The organism is Candidatus Nomurabacteria bacterium, from assembly GCA_023898525.1.
In the GTDB taxonomy this organism is placed as follows: domain Bacteria; phylum Patescibacteriota; class Minisyncoccia; order Phycocordibacterales; family UBA918; genus OLB19.
In genome coordinates this window covers 166,837-189,001 of sequence record CP060227.1, presented here as the reverse complement: position 1 = coordinate 189,001, position 22,165 = coordinate 166,837, and the positions used below count along the sequence as shown (strand labels likewise).

At 40.9% G+C, this 22,165-nt stretch carries 23 protein-coding genes and 1 pseudogene; 20 read left to right on the top strand and 4 right to left on the bottom strand.

The window, feature by feature from the left end:
• Window positions 1-34: 34 nt before the first annotated feature.
• The 11 genes from H6779_00810 (at window position 35) to H6779_00760 (ending at window position 9,961) form a co-directional block, all read left to right on the top strand.
• Window positions 35-259, top strand: a complete 225-nt coding sequence (locus tag H6779_00810; protein ID USN87970.1) for a hypothetical protein — start codon at window positions 35-37, stop codon at window positions 257-259.
• Window positions 243-1,985: a hypothetical protein gene (locus H6779_00805; GenBank protein ID USN87969.1), complete on the top strand. Its 1,743-nt coding sequence runs from the start codon at window positions 243-245 to the stop codon at window positions 1,983-1,985. The genes H6779_00810 and H6779_00805 overlap by 17 nt, the downstream gene beginning before the upstream one ends.
• Before the next feature lie 58 nt (window positions 1,986-2,043).
• The gene (gene greA / locus H6779_00800; protein ID USN87968.1) at window positions 2,044-2,514 is read left to right on the top strand and encodes a transcription elongation factor GreA; all 471 of its coding nucleotides are present in this window, start codon (window positions 2,044-2,046) and stop codon (window positions 2,512-2,514) included.
• A gap of 78 nt (window positions 2,515-2,592) precedes the next feature.
• Window positions 2,593-4,083, top strand: coding sequence for a lysine--tRNA ligase (gene lysS, locus H6779_00795; protein ID USN87967.1), 1,491 nt, complete (start codon window positions 2,593-2,595; stop codon window positions 4,081-4,083).
• A gap of 173 nt (window positions 4,084-4,256) precedes the next feature.
• The gene (gene mraZ, locus H6779_00790; protein USN87966.1) at window positions 4,257-4,691 is read left to right on the top strand and encodes a division/cell wall cluster transcriptional repressor MraZ; all 435 of its coding nucleotides are present in this window, start codon (window positions 4,257-4,259) and stop codon (window positions 4,689-4,691) included.
• An 11-nt stretch (window positions 4,692-4,702) separates the two neighbouring features.
• On the top strand, window positions 4,703-5,647 hold the full coding sequence (gene rsmH / locus H6779_00785) for a 16S rRNA (cytosine(1402)-N(4))-methyltransferase RsmH (GenBank protein ID USN87965.1): 945 nt from the start codon (window positions 4,703-4,705) through the stop codon (window positions 5,645-5,647).
• Window positions 5,619-5,930 carry a hypothetical protein gene (locus H6779_00780; GenBank protein ID USN87964.1) on the top strand — a complete coding sequence of 104 codons (312 nt, stop codon included), beginning with the start codon at window positions 5,619-5,621 and terminating at the stop codon, window positions 5,928-5,930. Before rsmH ends, H6779_00780 begins: the two co-directional genes overlap by 29 nt.
• A gap of 3 nt (window positions 5,931-5,933) precedes the next feature.
• Window positions 5,934-7,652: a penicillin-binding protein 2 gene (locus tag H6779_00775; GenBank protein USN87963.1), complete on the top strand. Its 1,719-nt coding sequence runs from the start codon at window positions 5,934-5,936 to the stop codon at window positions 7,650-7,652.
• Window position 7,653: 1 nt separating this feature from the next.
• On the top strand, window positions 7,654-8,946 hold the full coding sequence (locus H6779_00770; GenBank protein ID USN87962.1) for a UDP-N-acetylmuramoyl-tripeptide--D-alanyl-D-alanine ligase: 1,293 nt from the start codon (window positions 7,654-7,656) through the stop codon (window positions 8,944-8,946).
• 49 nt (window positions 8,947-8,995) lie between these two features.
• Window positions 8,996-9,310: a hypothetical protein gene (locus tag H6779_00765; GenBank protein USN87961.1), complete on the top strand. Its 315-nt coding sequence runs from the start codon at window positions 8,996-8,998 to the stop codon at window positions 9,308-9,310.
• Between the two features lie 66 nt (window positions 9,311-9,376).
• Complete coding sequence (locus H6779_00760) at window positions 9,377-9,961, top strand: NAD(P)H-dependent oxidoreductase (protein ID USN87960.1); 585 nt, start codon at window positions 9,377-9,379, stop codon at window positions 9,959-9,961.
• A 446-nt stretch (window positions 9,962-10,407) separates the two neighbouring features.
• On the opposite strand, the gene H6779_00755 is transcribed toward H6779_00760, so the two are convergent.
• Window positions 10,408-11,454 carry an endolytic transglycosylase MltG gene (locus tag H6779_00755; GenBank protein USN87959.1) on the bottom strand — a complete coding sequence of 349 codons (1,047 nt, stop codon included), beginning with the start codon at window positions 11,452-11,454 and terminating at the stop codon, window positions 10,408-10,410.
• 78 nt (window positions 11,455-11,532) lie between these two features.
• Between H6779_00755 and sppA the strand changes: the two genes are divergently transcribed.
• The 6 genes and pseudogenes from sppA (at window position 11,533) to H6779_00725 (ending at window position 15,056) form a co-directional block, all read left to right on the top strand.
• The gene (sppA, locus tag H6779_00750) at window positions 11,533-12,369 is read left to right on the top strand and encodes a signal peptide peptidase SppA (protein USN87958.1); all 837 of its coding nucleotides are present in this window, start codon (window positions 11,533-11,535) and stop codon (window positions 12,367-12,369) included.
• Between the two features lie 48 nt (window positions 12,370-12,417).
• A complete protein-coding gene (locus H6779_00745; protein ID USN87957.1) occupies window positions 12,418-12,645 on the top strand; it encodes a hypothetical protein in 228 nt (75 codons plus the stop codon).
• The gene (locus H6779_00740; protein ID USN87956.1) at window positions 12,611-13,066 is read left to right on the top strand and encodes a DUF2335 domain-containing protein; all 456 of its coding nucleotides are present in this window, start codon (window positions 12,611-12,613) and stop codon (window positions 13,064-13,066) included. The genes H6779_00745 and H6779_00740 overlap by 35 nt, the downstream gene beginning before the upstream one ends.
• 35 nt (window positions 13,067-13,101) lie before the next feature.
• The gene (gene ychF / locus H6779_00735; GenBank protein ID USN87955.1) at window positions 13,102-14,199 is read left to right on the top strand and encodes a redox-regulated ATPase YchF; all 1,098 of its coding nucleotides are present in this window, start codon (window positions 13,102-13,104) and stop codon (window positions 14,197-14,199) included.
• A gap of 55 nt (window positions 14,200-14,254) precedes the next feature.
• Window positions 14,255-14,992, top strand: a complete 738-nt coding sequence (locus H6779_00730) for a sulfite exporter TauE/SafE family protein (GenBank protein USN87954.1) — start codon at window positions 14,255-14,257, stop codon at window positions 14,990-14,992.
• Window position 14,993: 1 nt separating this feature from the next.
• A pseudogene (locus H6779_00725) lies at window positions 14,994-15,056 on the top strand (DUF933 domain-containing protein).
• Between the two features lie 50 nt (window positions 15,057-15,106).
• Here H6779_00725 and H6779_00720 read toward each other — a convergent pair.
• Both H6779_00720 and H6779_00715 read right to left on the bottom strand, forming a co-directional pair.
• Window positions 15,107-15,790 carry a hypothetical protein gene (locus H6779_00720; protein ID USN87953.1) on the bottom strand — a complete coding sequence of 228 codons (684 nt, stop codon included), beginning with the start codon at window positions 15,788-15,790 and terminating at the stop codon, window positions 15,107-15,109.
• 91 nt (window positions 15,791-15,881) lie between these two features.
• Window positions 15,882-16,151 (bottom strand): hypothetical protein, encoded by a 270-nt coding sequence (locus H6779_00715; protein USN87952.1) that lies wholly within the window; start codon window positions 16,149-16,151, stop codon window positions 15,882-15,884.
• A 200-nt stretch (window positions 16,152-16,351) separates the two neighbouring features.
• Here H6779_00715 and H6779_00710 point away from each other — a divergent pair, with 200 nt between their 5' ends.
• Both H6779_00710 and H6779_00705 read left to right on the top strand, forming a co-directional pair.
• Window positions 16,352-17,305: a hypothetical protein gene (locus tag H6779_00710; protein ID USN87951.1), complete on the top strand. Its 954-nt coding sequence runs from the start codon at window positions 16,352-16,354 to the stop codon at window positions 17,303-17,305.
• Window positions 17,306-17,321: 16 nt separating this feature from the next.
• Window positions 17,322-18,014: a hypothetical protein gene (locus H6779_00705; GenBank protein USN87950.1), complete on the top strand. Its 693-nt coding sequence runs from the start codon at window positions 17,322-17,324 to the stop codon at window positions 18,012-18,014.
• 147 nt (window positions 18,015-18,161) lie between these two features.
• On the opposite strand, the gene H6779_00700 is transcribed toward H6779_00705, so the two are convergent.
• Complete coding sequence (locus tag H6779_00700; GenBank protein USN87949.1) at window positions 18,162-18,776, bottom strand: hypothetical protein; 615 nt, start codon at window positions 18,774-18,776, stop codon at window positions 18,162-18,164.
• A 121-nt stretch (window positions 18,777-18,897) separates the two neighbouring features.
• Between H6779_00700 and H6779_00695 the strand changes: the two genes are divergently transcribed.
• On the top strand, window positions 18,898-22,071 hold the full coding sequence (locus tag H6779_00695; protein ID USN87948.1) for a leucine--tRNA ligase: 3,174 nt from the start codon (window positions 18,898-18,900) through the stop codon (window positions 22,069-22,071).
• Window positions 22,072-22,165 lie beyond the last annotated feature (94 nt).

Genomic DNA, 22,165 nt, shown 5'->3' with positions numbered 1-22,165 from the left:
TAGATTATTATTGTTAGTGGCAATAGTTATGTTTATGATAACGCCGTTATATATTGTTGGTGTTGTTTTGTCTGTCTGGTATATGTTTAAGTTTGGCGGTTATGAGCTAGTGTTTGTGGCTGTGCTGCTTGATGGTTATTTTGGGGCTTTTTATCATTTACCACTAATTACAATTTGCTCACTGGCCCTGGTGCTTTTTATAGATTTACTCAAGCCTCGTTTGTTGATGTATACTAGCGATAATGAGATGGTTTCGTAACAAAAAACGCAAATCACGAGTGGAATTAGACGAGGTTCTATTTGATGCTTCAAATGTTCTGGGTTTAAACATGGAGCGTTTGGAGGGTAAACGTGAATTACCTATATCTCCACGTAATATTTATATAGTCGGGTTTGTTTTTATCGTAATCGCGTTATTTTTTGTTAGTAAGGTGTATTCCTTACAAGTGGTTCATGGTGATGAGTATAAGAAAATAGCTGAGTCAAATACGGTTGATAAGGATACAATTATTGCAGAACGTGGTGTTGTTTATGACCGAATGGGGGAGATGGTGGTTTGGAACGAAATTGACGATCGAGGCGTTCATAATTTTCCCATTCGGGCTTATACAGACCGCTTGGGCTTGGGACAGGTCTTAGGTTATGTTAGTTATCCCAAAAAAGACAGTCGTGGGTTTTATTTCAGAACCGAGTATATTGGTCGAAATGGGGTGGAGGCGGCTTACGATGATATGCTAAAAGGGGTTAATGGCAGCCGAATCGTGGTTACGGATGCGCTTAACAATGTGGTCAGTGAACATGCTTTGGATCAGCCGGTGGCTGGGGAGCCACTGTATTTATCAATTGATGCTGAACTATCAGAGGCTATGTATCAAATAATTTCAACGTCCAGTGCCAAGGCGGGTTTTCGAAGTGGTGCCGGAGCGATTATGGATGTTCATACAGGTGAATTGATTGCTCTTACCAGTTTCCCTAGCTATGACCCTGAGGTAATGGCTGATGGTTATGATATTGAGACAATCGAAAAATATAATAATGATGATCGATTGCCTTTTTTGAATAAGATTGTCAGTGGCGCCTATACGCCAGGTTCAATTGTGAAACCCTTTGTAGCTTATGCGGCGCTCGCAGAAAAGGTTATCGATCCAAACAAGGAGGTTTTCAGCAATGGTTCAATTGTTATTCCTAACCCCTATAACCCAAGTAACCCTTCACGTTTTAATGACTGGCGTGCGCATGGCGCGATGACGATGCGGGAGGCAATTGCTTTTTCCTCTAATGTTTATTTCTATATCGTTGGCGGCGGTTTGCCGAAAAATGCTGTACCACAGGCTGGTATTACATCACCTATGACCGGGCTTGGTATCACTAAGATGGCTGAAAATTACCGAAAATTCGGCCTAGGTTCTCCGACTGGTATCAATATAGCGCAGGAGCAGATTGGAGTAGTGCCGGACCCGGACTGGAAGAAGGAAGTATTTGATGATGATTGGCGACTTGGTGATACTTATTTTACTGCGATTGGGCAGTTTGGTTTTTTGGTAACCCCAATTCAGATGCTTAGAGCTTATGCTTCTCTAGCCAATGGTGGATATTTATTGTCACCACACGTCATTAAAGATAAACAAGGAGATTCAGTTGACCTTCACTTGAATCCGGAGTATTTAAAAATCATCCACGAGGGGATGCGTAAAACCGTTATCTATCCAGGCGGAACTGCGAGAGCTTTAGAAAGAAAGGATGTAGCTATTGCTGCCAAGTCTGGTACGGCCGAGGTGGGTTCTGGAAATGCCTATGTGAACTCTTGGGCTGCCGGATTCTTTCCGTACGAAGATCCGCAGTATGCTTTTATTTTGATGATGGATAGGGCGCCACGCAGTAACGCCCTGGGGGCCACTAGGATTATGGGTGATGTGGTAGAATGGATGTCGAAAAATCGTCCAGAATACCTTAGTTTAGAGAAAGACAGCGACGAAGATAATTAATAAATATTTGACCTGCGGAGCTAAGTAAGTATAATTGGGTAAATTTTTAAAACACAATATGAACGATACACAAGCATTTTTAACCGCCGAGAAGTTTGAAGAACTAAAGAAAGAACTAGATCACCTAAAGACGGTCAGAAGAAAGGAAGTGGCCGAGTCATTGGAGTACGCTCGTAGTTTAGGGGACTTATCAGAGAACGCCGAATATCAAGAGGCGCGTGATATGCAGGCCGCGATTGAGGAGAGAATTGGTTACTTGGAAAAGGTTATCAAAGAGGCTAAGATCGTTGCTCATGAGAAGAAAGGAGGAGTCGTTGGGCTGGGGTCAATCGTTTCAATTCAGAAGGATAAGGAAAAAGATACCAGGGCTTACACCATCGTAGGATCTGATGAAGCTAATATTCATGAGAAGAAGCTCTCTTACTTGTCACCACTTGGGGAGGCTTTGATGGGTAAGACTAAGGGGGATGAATTTACTTTCGATACTCCGGCAGGAAAGCAGAAGTATAAAGTGCTTAAGGTAGAGTAATATTGTAAATAAAAGCCCTGCATGCTTAGCATGCAGGGCTTTTATTTTTGTTGTTTTTCCGTTACACTAAACAACATTATGTCATCACTAGAAGAGATTCGCGACGAGCGACTAAAGAAATTACAGATATTAAAAGATAAGGGAATTAACCCTTATGTATCAAAGGTAAACCGTACTCATGAAATAGTGACGGCACTGGAGTCTTTTTCTGAATTAGAAAGTTCTGAGACTATTGTGACAATAGTGGGGCGGGTAATGATAATCCGTGGGCAGGGAGCGATTATGTTTGTGGTCCTGCAAGACGCTACTGGCCGACTACAGGCTGTTTTCAAGGAAGATGTACTGTCAGCTGAAGATTTTCAATTATTCAAAGACGCAGCCGATGGTGGTGATTTTATCGAGGTGACCGGTAAACTTTTTGTGACCCAAAGGGGAGAGAAGTCGGTGATGGCTGAATCGTGGCGAATGGTGAGTAAAAGTCTTTTACCACTTCCAGACAAATACCACGGTCTACAGAACGAAGACGAACGTTTTCGTAAACGTTATTTAGATCTTCTGGATAAAGACGAGCTTCGAGAAATGTTTAAGCGCAAAGAAAAGTTCTGGGATGTGACCAGGAACTTTATGAAAGAACAGGGCTTTACTGAAGTAGAGACTCCAACTCTGGAGATTACAACCGGCGGAGCGGAAGCGCGACCGTTTGCCACTCATCATAATGATTTTGATATTGATGTCTTTTTGCGTATATCGGTCGGAGAATTGTGGCAAAAGCGATTGATGGCGGCCGGCTTTGAAAAAATATTTGAAATTGGTCGCACTTATCGTAATGAAGGTTCTAGTCCAAATCACTTACAAGAATTTACTAACCTTGAGTTTTACCAGGCCTTTGCTGATTATGAGGATGGAATGCATTTGGTAGAAAATCTCTATCGTACTATTGCCACTGAAGTGTATGGTAAGACCGAATTTACTCGCGGTGAACACACCTTTGACTTAGCTGACGAATGGCAGAGAGTAGACTATGTTGAAGAAGTAAAAAGACAAACCGGTATTGATCTGAATTCAACTTCAGAAGAAGAAATAAAAGCTAAGTTGTCAGAACTGGGTGTTAAGTATGAAGGAGATAATATTGAAAGACTGACCGATACACTTTGGAAATATTGCCGCAAAAATATTGCTGGTCCTGCTTTTCTAATTAACCATCCAAAGCTAGTTTCACCACTAGCTAAAGAAGTACCAGGGCAAGCGGGAGCTACCCAACGCTTTCAGCCGATTATTGCCGGTACAGAGGTTGGGAATGGTTACTCTGAATTAAATGACCCACTGGAACAAAAAGCTCGTTTTTATCAGCAACAGGAACTAATTGAGAGTGGTGACGAAGAGGCGATGATGCCTGACTTTGAGTTTGTAGAGATGCTTGAGCACGGTATGCCACCAGCCTGTGGTTTTGGCTTTGGTGAGCGTCTGTTTGCTATTTTGGAAGACAAGCCAATCCGCGAGACGCAATTATTTCCACTGATGAAGCCTAAAGTTGTAGGTAGTGAATTAAAAGAAATAGTCTCTGAATAGATAACATAAAAACCGATGGATTCCATATGGAATCCATCGGTTTTTTGTATTTTAAAAAGTTATACCCAATTTTTGAATATAAAATAGTTGCAGGTGGGATGAAGTGGTGTAAAATGTAGATGTGGTGGGAGATAGTGGAATGTGCGATGAGAATCGTATAGACTAGTTGAGATATGTTAATCGGCGAACACAAGCATACGTTGGATCCTAAGAAACGGCTGTCCTTACCGTCTAAATGGCGTAAGGAACTTGGGAAAAAGCTGGTGGTAACCCGAGGTCTCGACAACTGTCTCTTTGTATATCCGCTCCGGGAGTGGCAGAAGATCACTGAAAAGATTGGTCAACTGCCACTCGGACAGGCGGATACAAGAAGTTTCAATCGATTCTTCTTATCAGGAGCAGTAGAGGTGGAGGTAGATTCAGTTGGACGTATTCTCGTGCCAGACTTTTTGAAAGATTTTGCACACCTGAATTCAAGTGTAGTGCTTGCAGGTATACATGATCGTATCGAAATTTGGGATGAGGAAAGATGGACTGAGTACAAACGCAAGATAGAAATCGAAGCCGATTCGCTTGCTGAAAAACTCGGTGAAATAGGTGTCCTATAACAACTACCGACATGAAGAAACATATTACCGTCTTACAAGCTGAGGCTGTCAGGGCTCTCAATCTAAAACCAGATAGTGTCGTTGTCGATGCTACTTATGGTGGCGGAGGTCACGCATTGTCAATTTGCAGAAGCTTAGATGAAAACGGAGTATATATTGGTATTGATGCCGACAAAGCTGCCTTTCTAAACAAAAGAAAGGAATTAGAGGAAACCAAACCAGTCATTCATCTAGTGAATGATAATTTTTCAAATTTAGAACAAATATTAGGTTCTTTACATATTAAAAAGGTTGACGCAATTTTAGCGGATTTAGGGTGGCGTACAGACCAGTTTGAGGGTGGTGGAAAGGGTTTTTCGTTTCAAGCGGATGAACCACTTCTCATGACCTACGGTCAGCCGGAAGATAACATCTTTACCGCCTATGACTTGGTTAATACTTGGGCTGAGGAGGATTTGGCGAATGTTCTATACGGATACGGTGACGAACGATTTGCTCGACGAATTGCCAAGGCGATAGTAACGGCTCGCGAAAAAACTCCGATTAGTACCGCCAGACAGTTGGCTGAAATCATTACCCAAGCTGTACCAAAACAATCTGCCTACAAAAAGAGCATCAACCCAGCCACTAAAAGTTTCCAAGCGATACGCATTGCCGTTAATGATGAGCTTAAGGTTCTAGAAAAATTTGTTGATCAAGCTGCGTTTTTTCTAGAGCAAGAGGGAAGGTTGGCTATCATAAGTTTTCATTCGATTGAAGACCGGATAGTAAAGCTCAAATTTAGGGAATTGGCTGAAACTGAGGAATTTGAACTAGTGGTCAAAAAACCGATCACAGCCAATGAAGAAGAGTTGTCCAAAAATCCCAGAGCACGAAGTGCAAAATTAAGAATTATCAGAAAAATTTTTTTAACAGACAAAACACAGCATGAATACAAAGGTAATCACCAAGAATAATCACTTAATCACGTCTTTAGGGGTAGGTTTGTTTTTAGTTGGTATTGCTTTGTATATGTATTTTTTAAGCTTATCTGTTATGCATGTAGTGATGCGTAAGGAGGCATTACATGATTTAAATGAACTTCGTTCTCAGATTGCAAAGCTGGAAGCTTCGTATATAGAAGCTCGTCATGAAATCAGTTCAGAGGTAGCTACCTTGGATAATTTTGAATTGAGTGACAACAAGATATTTGTTAGTCGGTCTGAACAAAATCTGGTATATAATACTGTTTCCGAATAAGCTATGAGACAGCAAATGGTTTTAAGAATTCGCATTATAACCGGATTAGTGCTTTTTTTGGCACTGGTCTTGGTTTTTCGTCTATATCAGATTCAAGTTGTTCATGGGGAGGAATATACAGAAAAAGCGGAGAGTCAGTATGTTCATACTAAACAGGATTTGTATTCCCGTGGCTCAATATATTTTACGACCAAGGATGGCGAAAAGGTTTCAGCCGCTTCAATTAGCTCTGGTTACTTATTATCATTTAATCCGGAGATGATACAAGATGCGGCAATCGTCTGTGAAAAATTATTGCCTTATCTATCTATTTCTAAAGACCGCTGTATAAATCGGGCGACCTTACCTGATCGCACTTATGTTGAAATTGAAACCACTTTGTCAGATGACGTGGCTGATAAGATATCAGACCTTGATATAGACGGTGTACAGTTGTATCGCAATCAGTGGCGATATTATCCCGGTGCCGATTTAGTAGCTAGAACCATTGGCTTTGTGGGCTATAGTGCTGAGACAGAAAATGAGCTGCATGGGAAATATGGTTTGGAACGTTATTATGATGAAGTTTTATTTCATGATACAGAAGTGCAGTCAGTCAACTTCTTTGCTGAAATATTTAGTAATCTAGGACGCGCGGTCTATGAGAAAGATGAGTCACCCAAGGGTGACGTGGTGACGACAATTGAGCCGGTGGTGGCCAGAATGCTGAGTACCCAGTTGCAGGAAACTAACGATAAATATCAAAGTAAGATGACCGGTGCCATTATAATGGATCCAAAAACCGGTGCTATCTATGCGATGGATGTCGTACCTGGTTATAACCTAAATGACCGTGGAACTTCTACGGTCGAGCAATTTAGAAACCCGCTAGTTGAAGATGTTTATGAGTTTGGTTCGACTATAAAAGCCTTAACCATGGCGGCCGGTCTTGATAGTGGGGTGATTACTCGTGATTCAACTTATTATGATGCGGGAACCATCACTCTTAATTCAATGACTATAAGCAATTATGATGGTCGCGGGCGTGGTACTGTACCGATGCAAGAGATTTTAAATCAATCTTTGAACACTGGTGTTTCGTACATAGCTCAGAAAATGGGTAAAGATAAGTTCCGAGAATATTTTCTTAATTTCAAGTTAGGGAGTGAGACTGGTATAGATCAACCCAATGAAGTTTATGGATTGGTCGACAACCTTAACTCACCGCGAGAGGTTGAATATGCTACTGCTTCGTTTGGCCAAGGTATTGCTCTCACGCCGATTGCGACGATTAGAGCTTTGGCTACCTTAGGTAATGGAGGACGATTAGTGACACCGCATATAGCTTCAGAAGTTATCTATGATAATGGTACAACTCGTGAGATTCGGTATCCTGAAGGAGATCAGGTCTTGTCTGAAAGAACTAGTGAAGAAATATCCAGAATGCTTACAATCGTGGTCGATGATGCTTTGGCCAATGGTAAGAAATCCTTACCACAGCATACCATTGGGGCCAAGACTGGGACAGCTCAGATTGCCAATCCTAACGGTGGCGGATACTACGATGATCGCTACTTACACTCATTTTTTGGCTACTTTCCAGCCTTCGACCCAAAATTTATTGTTTTCATGTATACTGTAGAACCAAAGGGGGTGAGATATGCGTCTGAGACCTTAACTGACCCATTTATGAATATTGCAAAGTTTTTAATCAATTATTACACCATTCCACCTGACCGTTAACATGAAAAAGTTTTTGAAATCAGTTGTTGTTAGAATTCTTACTTTTGAGGCCAAACGGCTCTTGAATCGTCGTCGCCCGGTAATTGTGGCGGTAACAGGTAGTGTCGGTAAGACAGCCGCCAAAGATGCTATCTATAGTATCTTAAAAAATCACTATGTGACCAGGAAAAGTGAGAAAAGTTTTAATTCTGAAATTGGAGTCCCACTTACTGTCCTTGGTTTACCGAATGCTTGGAACAATCCTTTTTTGTGGCTTAAAAATATAGTGGACGGTTTTTTTATTGCCTTTTTTGCTAAGGATTATCCTGAATATTTGATTATCGAAGCTGGTATCGATAGGCCAAATGACATGGTAAATTTAACTAAATGGCTCAAGCCACACATTGTAGTTTTGACTAGATTGCCTGATGTGCCGGTACATGTTGAATATTTTGCTTCACCTGAAGCCGTAGTTGAAGAAAAATTAAGACTCGTTGACGCGCTTGATCCGGAAGGGGTTATAGTTTATAACCACGATGATGAAATTATCCAATCAAAGTTACCCGAGTTCAGACATAAAGCAATCGGTTTTAGTCGTTATCTAAGCTCTCATTTTTTAGCTGGGAAAGACCAGATATACTATCGGGATGATGTACCAGCCGGAATCAGTTTTGTGATTGATAATCTTGGTGACAAGTATGAAGTTAAAGTGGCGGGAGCCGTTGGTGTGCAGTATGTCTATACATGCGCCGCCGCCATTGCTACTGCCGTTTCGTGTGGAGTCTCAGTAGCAGAGGCGGCTAAGGCGCTTGAGGAATATCTGCCTCCACCTGGTCGGATGAATATATTAGCCGGTATTAAAGGGACGGTGATTATTGATGACTCATACAACGCATCACCAGCTGCTACAGTCCAAGCCCTCGCCACCTTAAAAGAGATTCGTTACGCCAAGCGCAAAATTGCTGTACTAGGTGATATGTTGGAGTTGGGTCAATTTTCGGCACGTGAACACGAGAAAATAGGTGAATTCGTGCCACACTGTGCTGATGTCTTGTTTACAGTTGGAGTCAGGGCGCGGAGTATGGCAGAAGCGTCTCTAAATAATGGCTTGAGTGACAAAACGGTCTATCAATACGACGATGCCGCTAGAGCTGGTCGAGAGTTACAAGCTTTTATCAAGCCTGGTGATGTTATTTTGATTAAGGGTTCACAAGGAGTGCGAGCCGAAAGGATTGTTGAAGAAATAATGCAGGAGCCAGAACGAGCATCTGAGCTGCTGGTCAGACAGGGTAGAGAGTGGCAGAAAAGAAAGTAATTACAAAGACTCTAAATAATTAGACATTTGTGATACAATCAGACACATTATGTTTGGAAAATTAAAACAATTTGCACTTAAAAAGGTTCTTCAGTCACAGATGAAAGGGGTACCTGAAGAGCAGCAAAAAATGATCATGGAAATGATCGAAAAGGATCCGGCCTTATTTGAAAAAATAGCCAAGGAAATGCAAGCTGAACTAAAAGTAAATGGGAATAACCAAATGGCAGCTGCTCAAAAAGTGCTGCCAAAATATCAAGCAGAGATCATGGCTGTAATGAGTCCTGAGATGAAGGAGCAGTTGATGAAAATGCAGATGGGGTCACAGGGAAGATTTAACCCTAACGGAACAATACGTAATTAAATTAGATCGAAAGTAATCAACAAGGCGCCAGCTACGCTGGCGCCTTTTCCGTTATACTAGAGAGATATGAAAAACCCGAAGAATATTTTAGTTTTATGCGGACACCCTGACAAAGAATCATACAGTGGACAAATGACTGATAATTACCAGCTGGCAGCGGAAGAAGCGGGTCATAATGTACAGCGGGTAAATTTGGGTGATTTGAGTTTTGATCCGATACTACATAAGGGTTATAAAGAAATTCAGGAATTGGAGCCGGACTTAGTTGATCTACAAGAGAAGTTTTTATGGGCTGAGCATATTGTGATTGTTTATCCAAATTGGTGGTGTACCATGCCGGCTTTACTTAAAGGCTTGTTTGACCGTTTTTGGCTTCCCGGGTTTGCCTTTAACTTCAATAAAGAAACTAAGCAAGTAGAAAAACATTTAAAGGGGAGAACTGGTCGCGTGATTATCCTTTCCGGTTCACATAGTCCATTTAAGACGTGGTGGCAATATGGTGATTATACCAACGAAATCCAGTACGGAATTATGGAGTTTGCCGGTATTCGCACAGCAGTTAGTGCTTTTGGTCCATGTGAAAAGGTAGACGACAAAACCCGCAAAAAGTGGGAAAAAGAAGTGGTCGAATTAGGACAAAAAGGGGTATAATTCAAGCGGAATTAGCAAAACACCGAACTTTTCTATTGACAAGTTTGGTGTTTTGTGATATTATTTAAATTGAATTTGATTAACATTTTTTGACTGGGAGGTCAAAATGAAAAAAGTTCCTTTGATTTTAATTATATTAGCATTTCCTTTTCTTGTTGGATGTGTTGGGGTTGCACCGTATGGAGGGTTCGGTGGATATGGTGGACAAGTATACGGGAACCCTGGAGGTTATCACAGTGGAGTTCGTGGTAATCAATATTTCGGTGATTACAACCCAGGCACAGGAGCAACTAGATTCAGGAAAAGGCCTGGGGTCAACACCCGCAATCATGGGTTCTATAGAACACCTGATAACAGACATATTTGGGATAATCCAGGCTGGAGAGGAAATCGATAAAACCAAACAGCGTAAATTTTGTGAAGTAAAGCAAAATTTACGCTGTTTTCTATTGTCCGCGACCGTACACCTTCTTTAGTGAAGCAATATGATCTTCATAGGTAGCTGAGCAGTAAAATTCTCCATTTTTATCATGAAAATAAAACAAGCAGTCAGTTGCGCGGGGATTTAAAGCAGCTACTACTGCCTCCACCGACGGATTGGCAATCGGTGCTGGTGGTAAGCCGGTATTTTTATAAGTATTGTAGGGTGAAGATAAAAACTTATCATTAGGTCTGACGGCCGGCCACCATTTTGGTTCGCTGGGTTTGCTACCACGTACGTATTGCAAGGTGGCGTCGAGCTGCAGTGGCATATTTATAAAAGTTCGGTTCCAGATGATTCCGGAAATGTAGCGCATATCAGTAAAGTCATAAGCCTCGCGCTCCAATAAGGAGGCTATGGTCAGAGCGTCTTTAAGGGGAACCTTGGTGGCGATTTCGGGATTGTACTTGTCTGCGATTTCGTGATCAAAACGACTATTTAAAGTTTCGGCCACAACTTCCGGTGAGGTATCTATGTCTACTACGTATCTGCCTGGATAGAATTTCCCGTCACTAATAAGTGGTTCAGCTTCTACTACGGCTGCCATGAACTGTTCACGTTCGGACTTTGTCCACTTTAGGATATCACCAAAATTTTTCGCAATTTCCTCTTTTCGTTCACCTGGATAAATGACTAACACTCGACTGCGAGGTGAAGCGAACTGCTGATAGAAATCCCACTTTGCTAGTTCGGCCACCATACGGTCAAACAAACGCTGTTTACGTGATTCGTCAACATGAATAGAAAGATAGCTTTCAACGTACCAGTCAACCGAAGCGTTTTCAACAATTTCTTTTTTGGCTGGGTCCACGCCAATAGGAAAATAATCAGCTCCCAAACCCTGTGTGTCTTTGTTGGGGTGTAGTAGTACAAAATTCTCATGATTGATTATGTATTTGGTAAAAAGTAAGACGAAAAGGCCAAATACAAAAACAAACCCGGTAGCCGCTATAAAAACAAACAGAATTTTTTTGGTGGTAGCCGTTTTTAGCGGTAGGGTCGGAATTTTCATAATGATACGCTTATTCTACACTATATAAAAGGTTTTGTTGCCGAGTGTGTTTAGTATTTATGATAAGATAGGTTAATTATGGAAAAAACATTTGGTAGAGAAGTGGCTGGGGTATTTTTACGGGTGGTAGCAGTCTTATTAACCTTCATTTTGATATTGGGTATTACTGATGCGTGGTACCGGTCTGATACTATCAGTGATGGTTTTTGTAACATTGGAGTGTTGCCGATTGAAGGGGTGATATTGCCATACAATGGGTTCGAAGACTATGGTTTAGTCACGACACCGGGTATGGTGCGTGATTTTATTGCTAGCGCCGAAAAAGACCTTGGAGTTGACGGATTATTACTTGAAATAAATTCTCCTGGTGGCACACCAGTGGCGGCCGAGCAGATTAGTCAAATGATACGGTCTACTTCATTGCCAACCATTAGTTTGATTGGTGATATCGGGGCTTCTGGTGGCTACTTGGTAGCGGCTGGTTCTAATAAGATCATTGCTTCAGCTATGTCAGATGTCGGTAGTATTGGGGTCACTATGTCCTATGTAGAAAATTCTAAAAAGAATGAAAAGAAAGGACTGACTTTTGTGGAGTTATCAACGGGTGAGTTTAAAGATGCCGGTAATCCAAACAAACCCTTGACTGATGCAGAAAGAGAAAAGTTTGAAGCTGATTTGGAGATAATCCATAACGAATTTGTGCGACAGGTCGCTGATCTCCGTGGGCTCTCAGTAGAAAATGTCCAAGAGCTGGCTGATGGTTCGACCATGCCGGGAGCTAAAGCGGTTGACGCTGGTCTTGTCGATATGGTTGGTAATCGCGAAATCGCTAGACAGGAGTTTGCTAACCGCTTAGGTATCGACTCAAGCGATGTAGTATTTTGTGAATACGAGCGAAGTTTGTTGCCGTTTTAGGTCTGATCATTTGCTTTGTAATACCTTGTTTGTTAACATGAGTGTATAATGAAACGTCGCTATGTATTCGGGAGTCTTTTTGCTGAACCGTCACTGATTGAGGGGATGGGTAGTGTTGTAGACATTGGGGCTACAATGCAAAGATATAATGAATCAATGTCTGAAAGAGAAGCTGATATTATTGCTCTAAAAAACGATTGGATGGCTGTAGGTGAAGATTTAAGCAAATCCATTAAAAGCTATGAGCAAAAAGAAAAAAAGTCAAAAAACAGTTAGATCTGTACCCCATTCGTTTGATAACTCACCAGATGAAAGAGGGGTTGTGGTCCACAAGCAACACGTAAGGCATTCATTTTCTGGTCCGTTACCGCACCCTGATGTGTTACATAGATTTGAAGAAGTTTCCCCTGGAGCGGCGGAAAGGATTATAAAAATGGCTGAAGAACAATCTTCACATAGACGCGATCTTGAAAAGAAAGTAATCGAGTCTGACATACACCGTTCAAAATGGGGTCAAATACTTGGTTTTATAATTGCAATTGTTGGTTTGTCGGTATCGGCTATAATTGGAGTTTTTGGTAATCCGGTGGCGGGAAGTATTATGGGTACAGGAACAGTTGCTGGACTGGTTTGGGTTTTTATGTACGGCAGTCGCCTTAAATCTGAAGAATTAAAAGAAAAAAAAGAAGATTTATAGTAAATTTATAATTAAAATGTTACGCTAGCCACCATATGTCATTATCTGTTGGAATTGTCGGGTTACCAAATGTTGGGAAGTCCACTTTATTTACCGCCCTCACTAAAAATGAGGTGCTGATTGCTAATTATCCGTTTGCTACTATTGACCCAACGGTGGGTTTGGTAGCAGTACCCGACAGTCGTTTAGCGACCTTATCTGCTATTTCGGGTTCATCAGAAATTATCCCAGCGGTGGTGGAGTTTGTTGATATTGCCGGTTTGGTGCAGGGAGCATCAGCCGGTGAAGGTCTTGGTAACAAATTCTTGGCCAATATTCGCGAGACCGATATGATTGCGGAAGTGGTGCGTATATTTGAAGATAGCGATGTGCATCATGTGTCAGGGGGAGTAAATCCACTTTCTGATATTGAAGTAATCAATCTTGAGCTTATTTTGGCTGACGCTGAGACGGTGAGTAAGAGATTGGGAAATGTCGAGCGTGATGCTAAGCGAGGTGATAAAGAAGCAGTAGCGGAGAAGGATCTTCTTACTAGACTCTTGCCGCACCTAGAGGCTGGTAGCTTGGCTAACTCACTTGAGATGTCAGATGATGAGAAAAAGATTGTGAGACATCTACACCTTCTCACTATGAAGCCTTTCTTGTATGTTTGTAACAAAAAGACCGACGCTTATAATCTTGATGAGCAAAATGATGATCGGTGGCAGGAACTTCTTCATTTCTTTGAGGCAACCGGAGCGGAGTATGTGGTGGTAGATGCTGGTATGGAGCATGAACTTCGCGATATGTCCGAAGAAGAAAAGAATGATTTCCGTCGTGAGTATGGGGCGCAGGATAGTGGGGTAGAGAGTCTAATCCGCGCTTGTTACCACCGATTGGGACTAATGAGTTACTTCACGACTGGTGAAAAAGAAACCAGAGCTTGGACTGTGCCAATTGGCTCACTAGGACCTAAGGCTGCTGCTGCTATTCATACTGACTTTGAGAAAAAATACATCCGCGCGCAAGTAGTGACTTTTGATGACTTGGTGCAAGCAGGCTCGCTCGCTAAGGCCCGCGAGCAAGGCAAGCTTCGCACCGAAGGCAAGGAGTACGTGGTACAAGACGGTGATGTGATTGAGTTTTTGATATAAGACGATTTATAGATCACTTTACTGGCTCCTTTGCTGTTATACTAAACTAATAATTATGAACACGGAAATTTTGGTATATATACTACTTGGCTTTTCCTCGTTCTTTTTTGTGGTTGTACCAATGTCGGCGGCGGTGGTTTTAAATCCTTTGTTATCACTTATTGTTGAGCCACATACAGCTATAGGTCTAGTGGCGTTCTTTTTTATGGTGAATAGTTTGGTAAAAACAATAGTCTTCCGAAAAGATGTTTTGCCGAAATATATAAAAAAGATGTTACCAATATCGATAGTTATGGCAATGATCGGTACTTATGTTGTCAGTCTTGTTTCATCAATGATGCTACTTGTACTGATATTCATTATGTCAGCTTATTTTCTCCTTAAGAAAATATATGAAATGTACAATGTACAAGAGAGACGTAAAAATATACATGAACCAACTTTAGTGATAGTAAGTATAATTTCAGGTTTTATGCAGGGTACTGGACTTGGTGCGGGTGGTGCGTTGCGAAAAGTGTATTTATTGTCTGAAAACATTAGCTTGCAGCAAATGCATGGCACAACATCTCTCATAAGTTTCGTTGTTCTGTCCCTTGCCTTCCTTGTGCGTCTAGAGACAGAACAACTAACTTTAGATCAAGTAATACCTATTGTATACATTGTTCCAATTATAACAGTTGCTACTTTATTTGGTAAAAAAGTCTTGGGAAGGTTGTCTAAAAAGACCGCTGACGTAATAGGTATTATAGCTATGCTTCTAATAACGGTCTTTTTAGGGGTTAGTTTGTTTTAATCTCCGCACCGAAGGCAAGGAGCATGTGGTACAAGACGGTGATGTGATTGAGTTTTTGATATAAAAATTAAAAAAGCACCTCAAAAAAGAGATGCTTTTTATTTTGAGAAACTGTTATAGTTTTTCAGATAAGTTAATTGTGACCGTTTCTATTTCTATGTTGAAGAATTTACAAATCATTCTTATCAGTGATCCATATACAGAGATGATTACACAGGAAAGAATCCAATAGTAAGTCCAATCACTATCGAACTCGTAGAAACCTAAAACAAGCCCTGTTGTTGCTCCGCATATTATTCCTGTCAACATATCATCAAAAAAACTAGCGGCACGACCATGAAATGACCATTGTGGTGACTTTGAATCATGAATACACAGAAAATAATTAAACTCTCGGAGTTGATATTTGTCCCTGGAGACATTTTTTCCAACATATCCTCCAACTGCTACTCCGATAATTGTAGCTATCCAGACATTTTTAAATAATATGACAGACAGTATTACTGTTGACAGACTGGATAGTATGGTAATAGTCGAAGAATTATCTAAAGAACCCACCTCAAGTTTAGAATAAAAGCTTGAGCTATTTGTACTTAAGGCTATAAGGACTCCAAGTGTAATTATTATACCTGGTAATAATCCTGAAAGAGTAACATTTTCTGAATGTATTGCTGTCGCTACAGCGGTTAAAACCAATATTAGTAAAAGAACGAATACTGTCCTAAGAACTACGGTGGTTATCTTATAAAGTTTCATTGAGCTTCCTCCTTCTGTAGTGAACTTTATAATATTGAACATTCAAAATATAACATGAATGTACATTTTGTAAATGGTAAACCCTGGATTTGTTTTTCTTATTCTATTTCTTTTGATAAAATTAGATTTCTAACTAACTCAAATTACTTGGTGGATTCATATTCTGCACCGGGCTAACTACATTTGGGTTCCATTCGGCAGTAATTTCTCCGTGTTCCTTTTCATACTCGGCTAGTTGGTGGGTGAGATACTGCTTTAGTCTCTTGACATGCTGCGGAGTAAGTGAATAAATGGTACCTTGGTTGCCTGAGCTCAAAGCCATGACAAAATACTCTGGGGTAAATCCAACATTAATGCTCTCACAAAACAGCTTCGGGGCTTTTTTCAAATCTTCTGGTTTCATAGAGGTATATTATTACATATATTGGAGTGTTTGTACTAATTAAATTAAAAAGAGCAAAAAATAACGGAGGTGCGACCTTAAAGAGGAGCGACAGCGACGGGAAAAGGTCGTTCCTCGGTTATTTTTTATACTGATTAAATTTGCGTGAGTTTCATTAAAAGTCTTTACGAATCTGTAAAAAAGCGCATACTATATAGTATATGGAAAATCATACCGCTAAGCACTTTGTGCTACAACTTGGGTCTTTGATTACCCTTTATTTATCAATCGCTTTTTTATTAGTATTACATTTTAATATTATCAATCTTATCTATCCGGATGCGGTCGATAGCTACTGGCAGATTGAAAGCTATCGCGATGCGGTGCGTTGGGGAATCGCGATGTTGATCGTGTTTTTCCCAACCTACATTATTTTAACTAGAAGGGTAAATAAAAACCGTCGACAGGAAACTAGTAGTAGTTATCTTGGCTTTACTAAGTGGCTCATTTACCTATCGTTACTTATTGGTGGCGGAGTTCTTCTTGGTGATTTGGTGGCGGTAATTCTCGCTTTTCTTAATGGAGAAATTACTACCCGCTTTGTCTTAAAAGCCGGTGCCTTACTTTTGATTGTGGGGGCCGCTTTCTATTACTATCTCCAAGACGCTCGCGGCTATTGGTTGACTCGGGAGAAAGTATCAATTTATTACGGGGTCGGAATGTCGGCAATTGTCTTAGCGACTTTATTGACCGGTTTTTCTTATATCGAAACTCCGACTGAGGTGCGAGAACTAAAAATAGATGAAAAGCAATTAACTGATCTCCAGGATATGCAATTCCGGATTGAAGACTATTTGCGAGCTAATAATGAATTACCGCAGTCAATCGAAAGTGCTTATGTCGGAGTGGAAGTGCCGGTAGCATCAGAAGGGCGTAAAGATTACAGTTACGAGTTAACCGACGAAGGCTTTAAGCTCTGTGCGGAGTTTGCGGAAGCAACTCAAAATGGCTTAAGTGCGGAATTCCGCTACGCTGCGCCACTTTATCCAGATGGGGTAACTATGATTAAAAACCCAAACAACTGGGACCATGAAGCGGGGTATTATTGTTTTCTGAGGGTGATAGGAGAATTGTCAGAAACAGTTGATCCAACAATAATAAAACCAGTGCGTTAAATAATTAAGTAGAAAGATGGATAAAGATTCTGATTTGATAAAAACTTTTACAAAAAGAATAGATAACCCCATATCTATCACTTTTATTACGGTTTTTGTAATTTATAATTGGCAATTTTTCTACTATCTTTTACTGCCTTTCGATACAAAATCAGACTTATCTAGAGTAGATTTAGCTCTAAATAGCATAGATAATATATTGTACTTTTTCTTAGGACCAATTATTATTGCTGGATTATATTTGGCCATTATGCCATATTTAGTTTTATGGTATGAGAAATTTTTGCTTTATATGACTAAAGAAAGCGAAAAAGAAAAACAAAAAACTAAAACCGCAACAAGTTTGGAGATATATGAAAACATAAGGGTACAAGAGGGGCTATTGTCTATGATAAGCACGTCAGAAAAAAGAATTAATGAATTGAAAAGTTCTAGTTTGAATTACAATAGAAACAGAGTACGTAGAGAAAGTGCTGAAAAACTTTACGATGTTCTTACTAGAAACAGAAAAGAAGAATATGTTAGGGCTATTAACTCACTGCATACTGTACTTAATCTCGATCGGTCAATAAAAAATGATGGTAATGATTATATGAAAATATTGGATACATCTAATGGTGATATAAAGATATCGTCAGACGCTGTTACTTTTTTGGAAAAATATAATGAAGAATTTCCGGGTGGATTGAATGATGATGGCTGTCGTTAGTGACTTAAAGTATTTGTGGCATACTGTCTTTGTAAATAAGCTTATGCATAAAAAAATTGATTCAAAAATTATTTAGAAAAAGGGCTATGGAAAAAGAAAAAGTCGTCACAGTGTTGCTGTGACGACTTTTTGGTTAAAATTAACTTTTTAAGTTTGTATTTTAACTTGTTTGATTTGTTGGTATTTGATTCTTCCAAACACAATTAACTGTTCGAGGAGAACCATACTCAAGCAAAACACTATCCATTCCAGGGTGATGGGGGCAGTTAAGCCGTATTCACCTGCAAATACTGCGGTTAAACTGGCAGCAAATAGACCAGCGATCGCACCAGCTAAGCCCGGAATAAGCTCTAAAACAATTAACCCTAAAAATAAAATGACAATAGCACCAACTACACCGCCGGTGTATCCGTCTGTAATTGCACCTATAAGACTGGCAAAAATAACACCTGCAGATATGTTTATAGTGGCATATCTAATATATGGAGATGTAATACCTTTTTCCAAAAAACTAGAAATTAATACACAGATTATAATCGTTGGTATTAAAGATCTAATTAAAGGCATTTGCTTGTCTGGGATATTCTCCGCAAAGTAATTCCCAAAAACTGTTTGAGTGGTTGTTAGTGTACAATTATTTTGCGCAAAATTATAATAATTCGTATAGTCTATAGTGGAACAATCTTGTGTTTCTTTGGAAGTAAAATTTGCTACAGCTATAAACACCAGCAAAAGAAAAACAAAAATTTTAAGGTACTTCATAACCTGCTCCTTTAGAAATAGGTTAGTTATTCAAATTTCTACTTGGTACAATATAATAAAAAGCAAATAAGTCAAGGTTTGGCTTAACGGCCTACTATATGTCATACTTTAACCCAAGCTTATGCATAAAAAATTTGATTCAAGTGCCATTGAAAAGAAGTGGCAGGAAATTTGGGAAGAAAAGGGGATTTATAACGTTGGCGAGCGCGATACCGGTAAAGAGAAAGAATATGTGCTGGTAGAGTGGCCTTATCCGTCCGGAAATCTCCATATCGGACACTGGTATGCTTTTGCGGTGCCGGATATTTATGTGCGTTACCAAAGAATGAATGGTAAGCAGGTGCTATTCCCAATGGGGTTTGATGCTTTTGGTTTGCCGGCGGAAAACGCGGCGATCAAACGTGGACTGGATCCAAAAGGTTGGACCAACGACAACATTGCCTACATGAAAAACCAGCTGAAGAGCATGGGTAATGCTTTTTCTTGGGATAAGACTACAAGCTCCACTGACCCTGAATACTATAAGTGGACCCAGTGGATGTTTACGCAATTTTTTGAAAACGGTATTGCTTACCGTGGGAAAGGTAAGGTGAATTGGTGTCCAGGGTGTAATACAGTGATTGCCAATGAGCAAGTGATAGCCGGGAAAGATGGTGACGAGTGCGAGCGTTGTGGACACAAGATTGAAAAGAAAGAAATGCCACAATGGATGCTAAAGATCACTAAGTACGCCGATAGGCTGGTAGATGACTTGGATCAAATTGACTGGCCGGAACACATTAAAGAAGCGCAAAGGCAGTGGATAGGAAGGAGTAAGGGAGCGGAGATTGATTTTAAGCTAAACCTACCAACTTATAGTGGGCAAGTGCTGTTTGCTTCTAATAACAAAGGCAAGCTGGCGCGTATGCGTAAGTTGGTGACTGAGACTAATTTGGATATTACTTTGGTGTCGCCGGAAGAAGCGGGAATTACTGATACTGAAGTTGTGGAAGACGAGAATGACTTGGCTTTAAATGCTAAGAAGAAAGCTTTGCACTTTGCTAAGCTGACTGACCTGCCGGTTTTGGCGGATGATACAGGCTTTTTTGTGGCCGGTGAGGAGCTTGATCCGGTGACAGTGAAGCGGAATGCTTTGGCTGGTATAGATGAAAAGACTCTTACCATCGAAGAAGTGGGAGAAAAGATGGTGGCTTATTATGCGGAGATTGCTAAGAAACATGGTGGAGAAGTAGAGGCAGAATGGAAAAATGCCCTTTGCCTGGTAATGGACGGACGTGTGTATATGTCGGAAGGGGTGCGGCCGGTGATTTTGACTGACCAGGCAGTAGGTGACTATGACCCGTATCTGCCAGTCCGCGCTCTTTACAAAGCCAAGGCGACCGGAAAGCATGCCCTTACTCATAATGAAGAAGAGGAACTAATGGAGCTTAGACCGATTACTGACGCTATCGAAAAAGTGTTTGAGCCGAAAGTAACTGTCTTTACCACTCGTCCTGACACACTTTATGGAGCGACTTATATGGTGCTAGCGCCAGAGCACGCGCTGGTAGAAAAAAATAAAGACAAGGTCAAGAACTGGAGTGAGGTGGAAGCTTACATAAAAGCGACGAAACAGAAAGATGAGCAGGACAGACTGGATAACACCAAGGAAAAGACCGGCGTGAAGCTAGAGGGAATTATGGCGACCAATCCAGCCAGCGGGGAAGAAATACCAGTCTATATTGCCGACTACGTGCTCGGTGGCTATGGTACCGGAGCGATTATGGCGGTACCAGCGCATGATGAGCGGGATCGTCAATTTGCCGATAAAATTGTTACTTCACAATCAGGGAAACATCCTGGTCTCATTTATGTAATAAAACCAAATTCACTGGCCGAATTTAAAAGGGATTTCTTCAGTAAAACTGTACATAGGATTGAAGATGGGCAGACTTTAGAGGAGGCGATAGATAGAGATAATAAGAAATGGTATCAAGAATATTTAGAGTACTCTACAGATATAAACTGGAAGGGGCAATGGAGAGGATATTCAGGAGTAGGTAAGATAATTAATTCTTCAGACGAATTTAACGAAATGGACTCCGAAGAAGCGAAATTAGCCATTACCGAGAAAGTGGGCGGACGGATGACTTCTACCTATCGCTTACGCGACTGGTCTATTGGGCGACAGCGTTATTGGGGAGTACCGATTCCGATTGTGTATGACCCGACTGGTAAGGCGCATGTGATACCAAAGGAGCACTTACCGTGGACTTTGCCTGAAGATGTGGACTTTACCCCAACTGGTGAACCACCTCTAGCTAAGAGTGAGGCTTTGAAAAAACGAACGGAAGAAATCTTTGGCAAGGGTTGGACACCGGAAGTAGAGACGATGGATACGTTTGTGGATTCGTCTTGGTATTTCTTGCGCTACTTGGATAACAAAAATGATGATGCATTGTCGTCACTAGAAAGACAGAAAGAATGGATGCCGATCGATCTGTATTTTGGTGGAGCGGAGCACACTACTATGCACTTACTGTACTCACGTTTTTGGCAAAAGGCTTTATGTGACCTTGAGTTAGTGACCGAAAAAGAACCGTACAAGCGGCGAGTGAATCGTGGACTTATCCTTGGTCCTGATGGTAATAAGATGAGTAAGAGTAAAGGAAATGTGATTGACCCAGATGAGCAAGTGGCTAGAGTGGGAGCTGATACAGTCAAAATGTACCTAGCTTTTATGGGGCCGTATGAGGGAGCGAATTACCCATTTGACCTAGGGGGGATTGCTGGTATTAGGCGCTTTTTGGAGCGAGTCTACGGTCTTGATGAACATATCAAAGACAATGAAGATGAAAAGACTACTAAACTACTGCATAAAACCATCAAGAAAGTGAGGGAAGATATTGAAAATTATAAGTTCAATACGGCCATCAGCGCCATGATGGTATTTGTAAATCACACGGAAAAGGCTGGTTTGACTAAGGATTCTTATCTGACTTTCCTTAAGCTTATGGCTCCGTTTGCACCGCATGTGGTGGATGAGTTATGGCGACCGGAAGGGAAAGGAGATTCGGTACATACAGATAGCTATCCGATAGCTGATGAAAAGTTGGTGGTGGACAAAGAGGTGACCTTAGGGGTGCAGATTAACGGTAAGTTACGCGGACAAGTGACTATTTCGCCGACCGCGAGTGAGGAAGAAGTTAAAAAAGCGGTGGAAGCTAGCGAAGGGTTACAAAAACACTTGGCAGGGAGGGAGATGGTTAAGTTTATCTACGTACCGGGCAGAATTGTGAATGTGGTGGTGAAGTAGGGGTAAGATGTGGTGGAAAAAGGGGTAATCAGCCGGCAAAGACTTCGTCTTTGCCGGCTGATTAAATTGGTTCAATATGCATTCGCTAAAAACA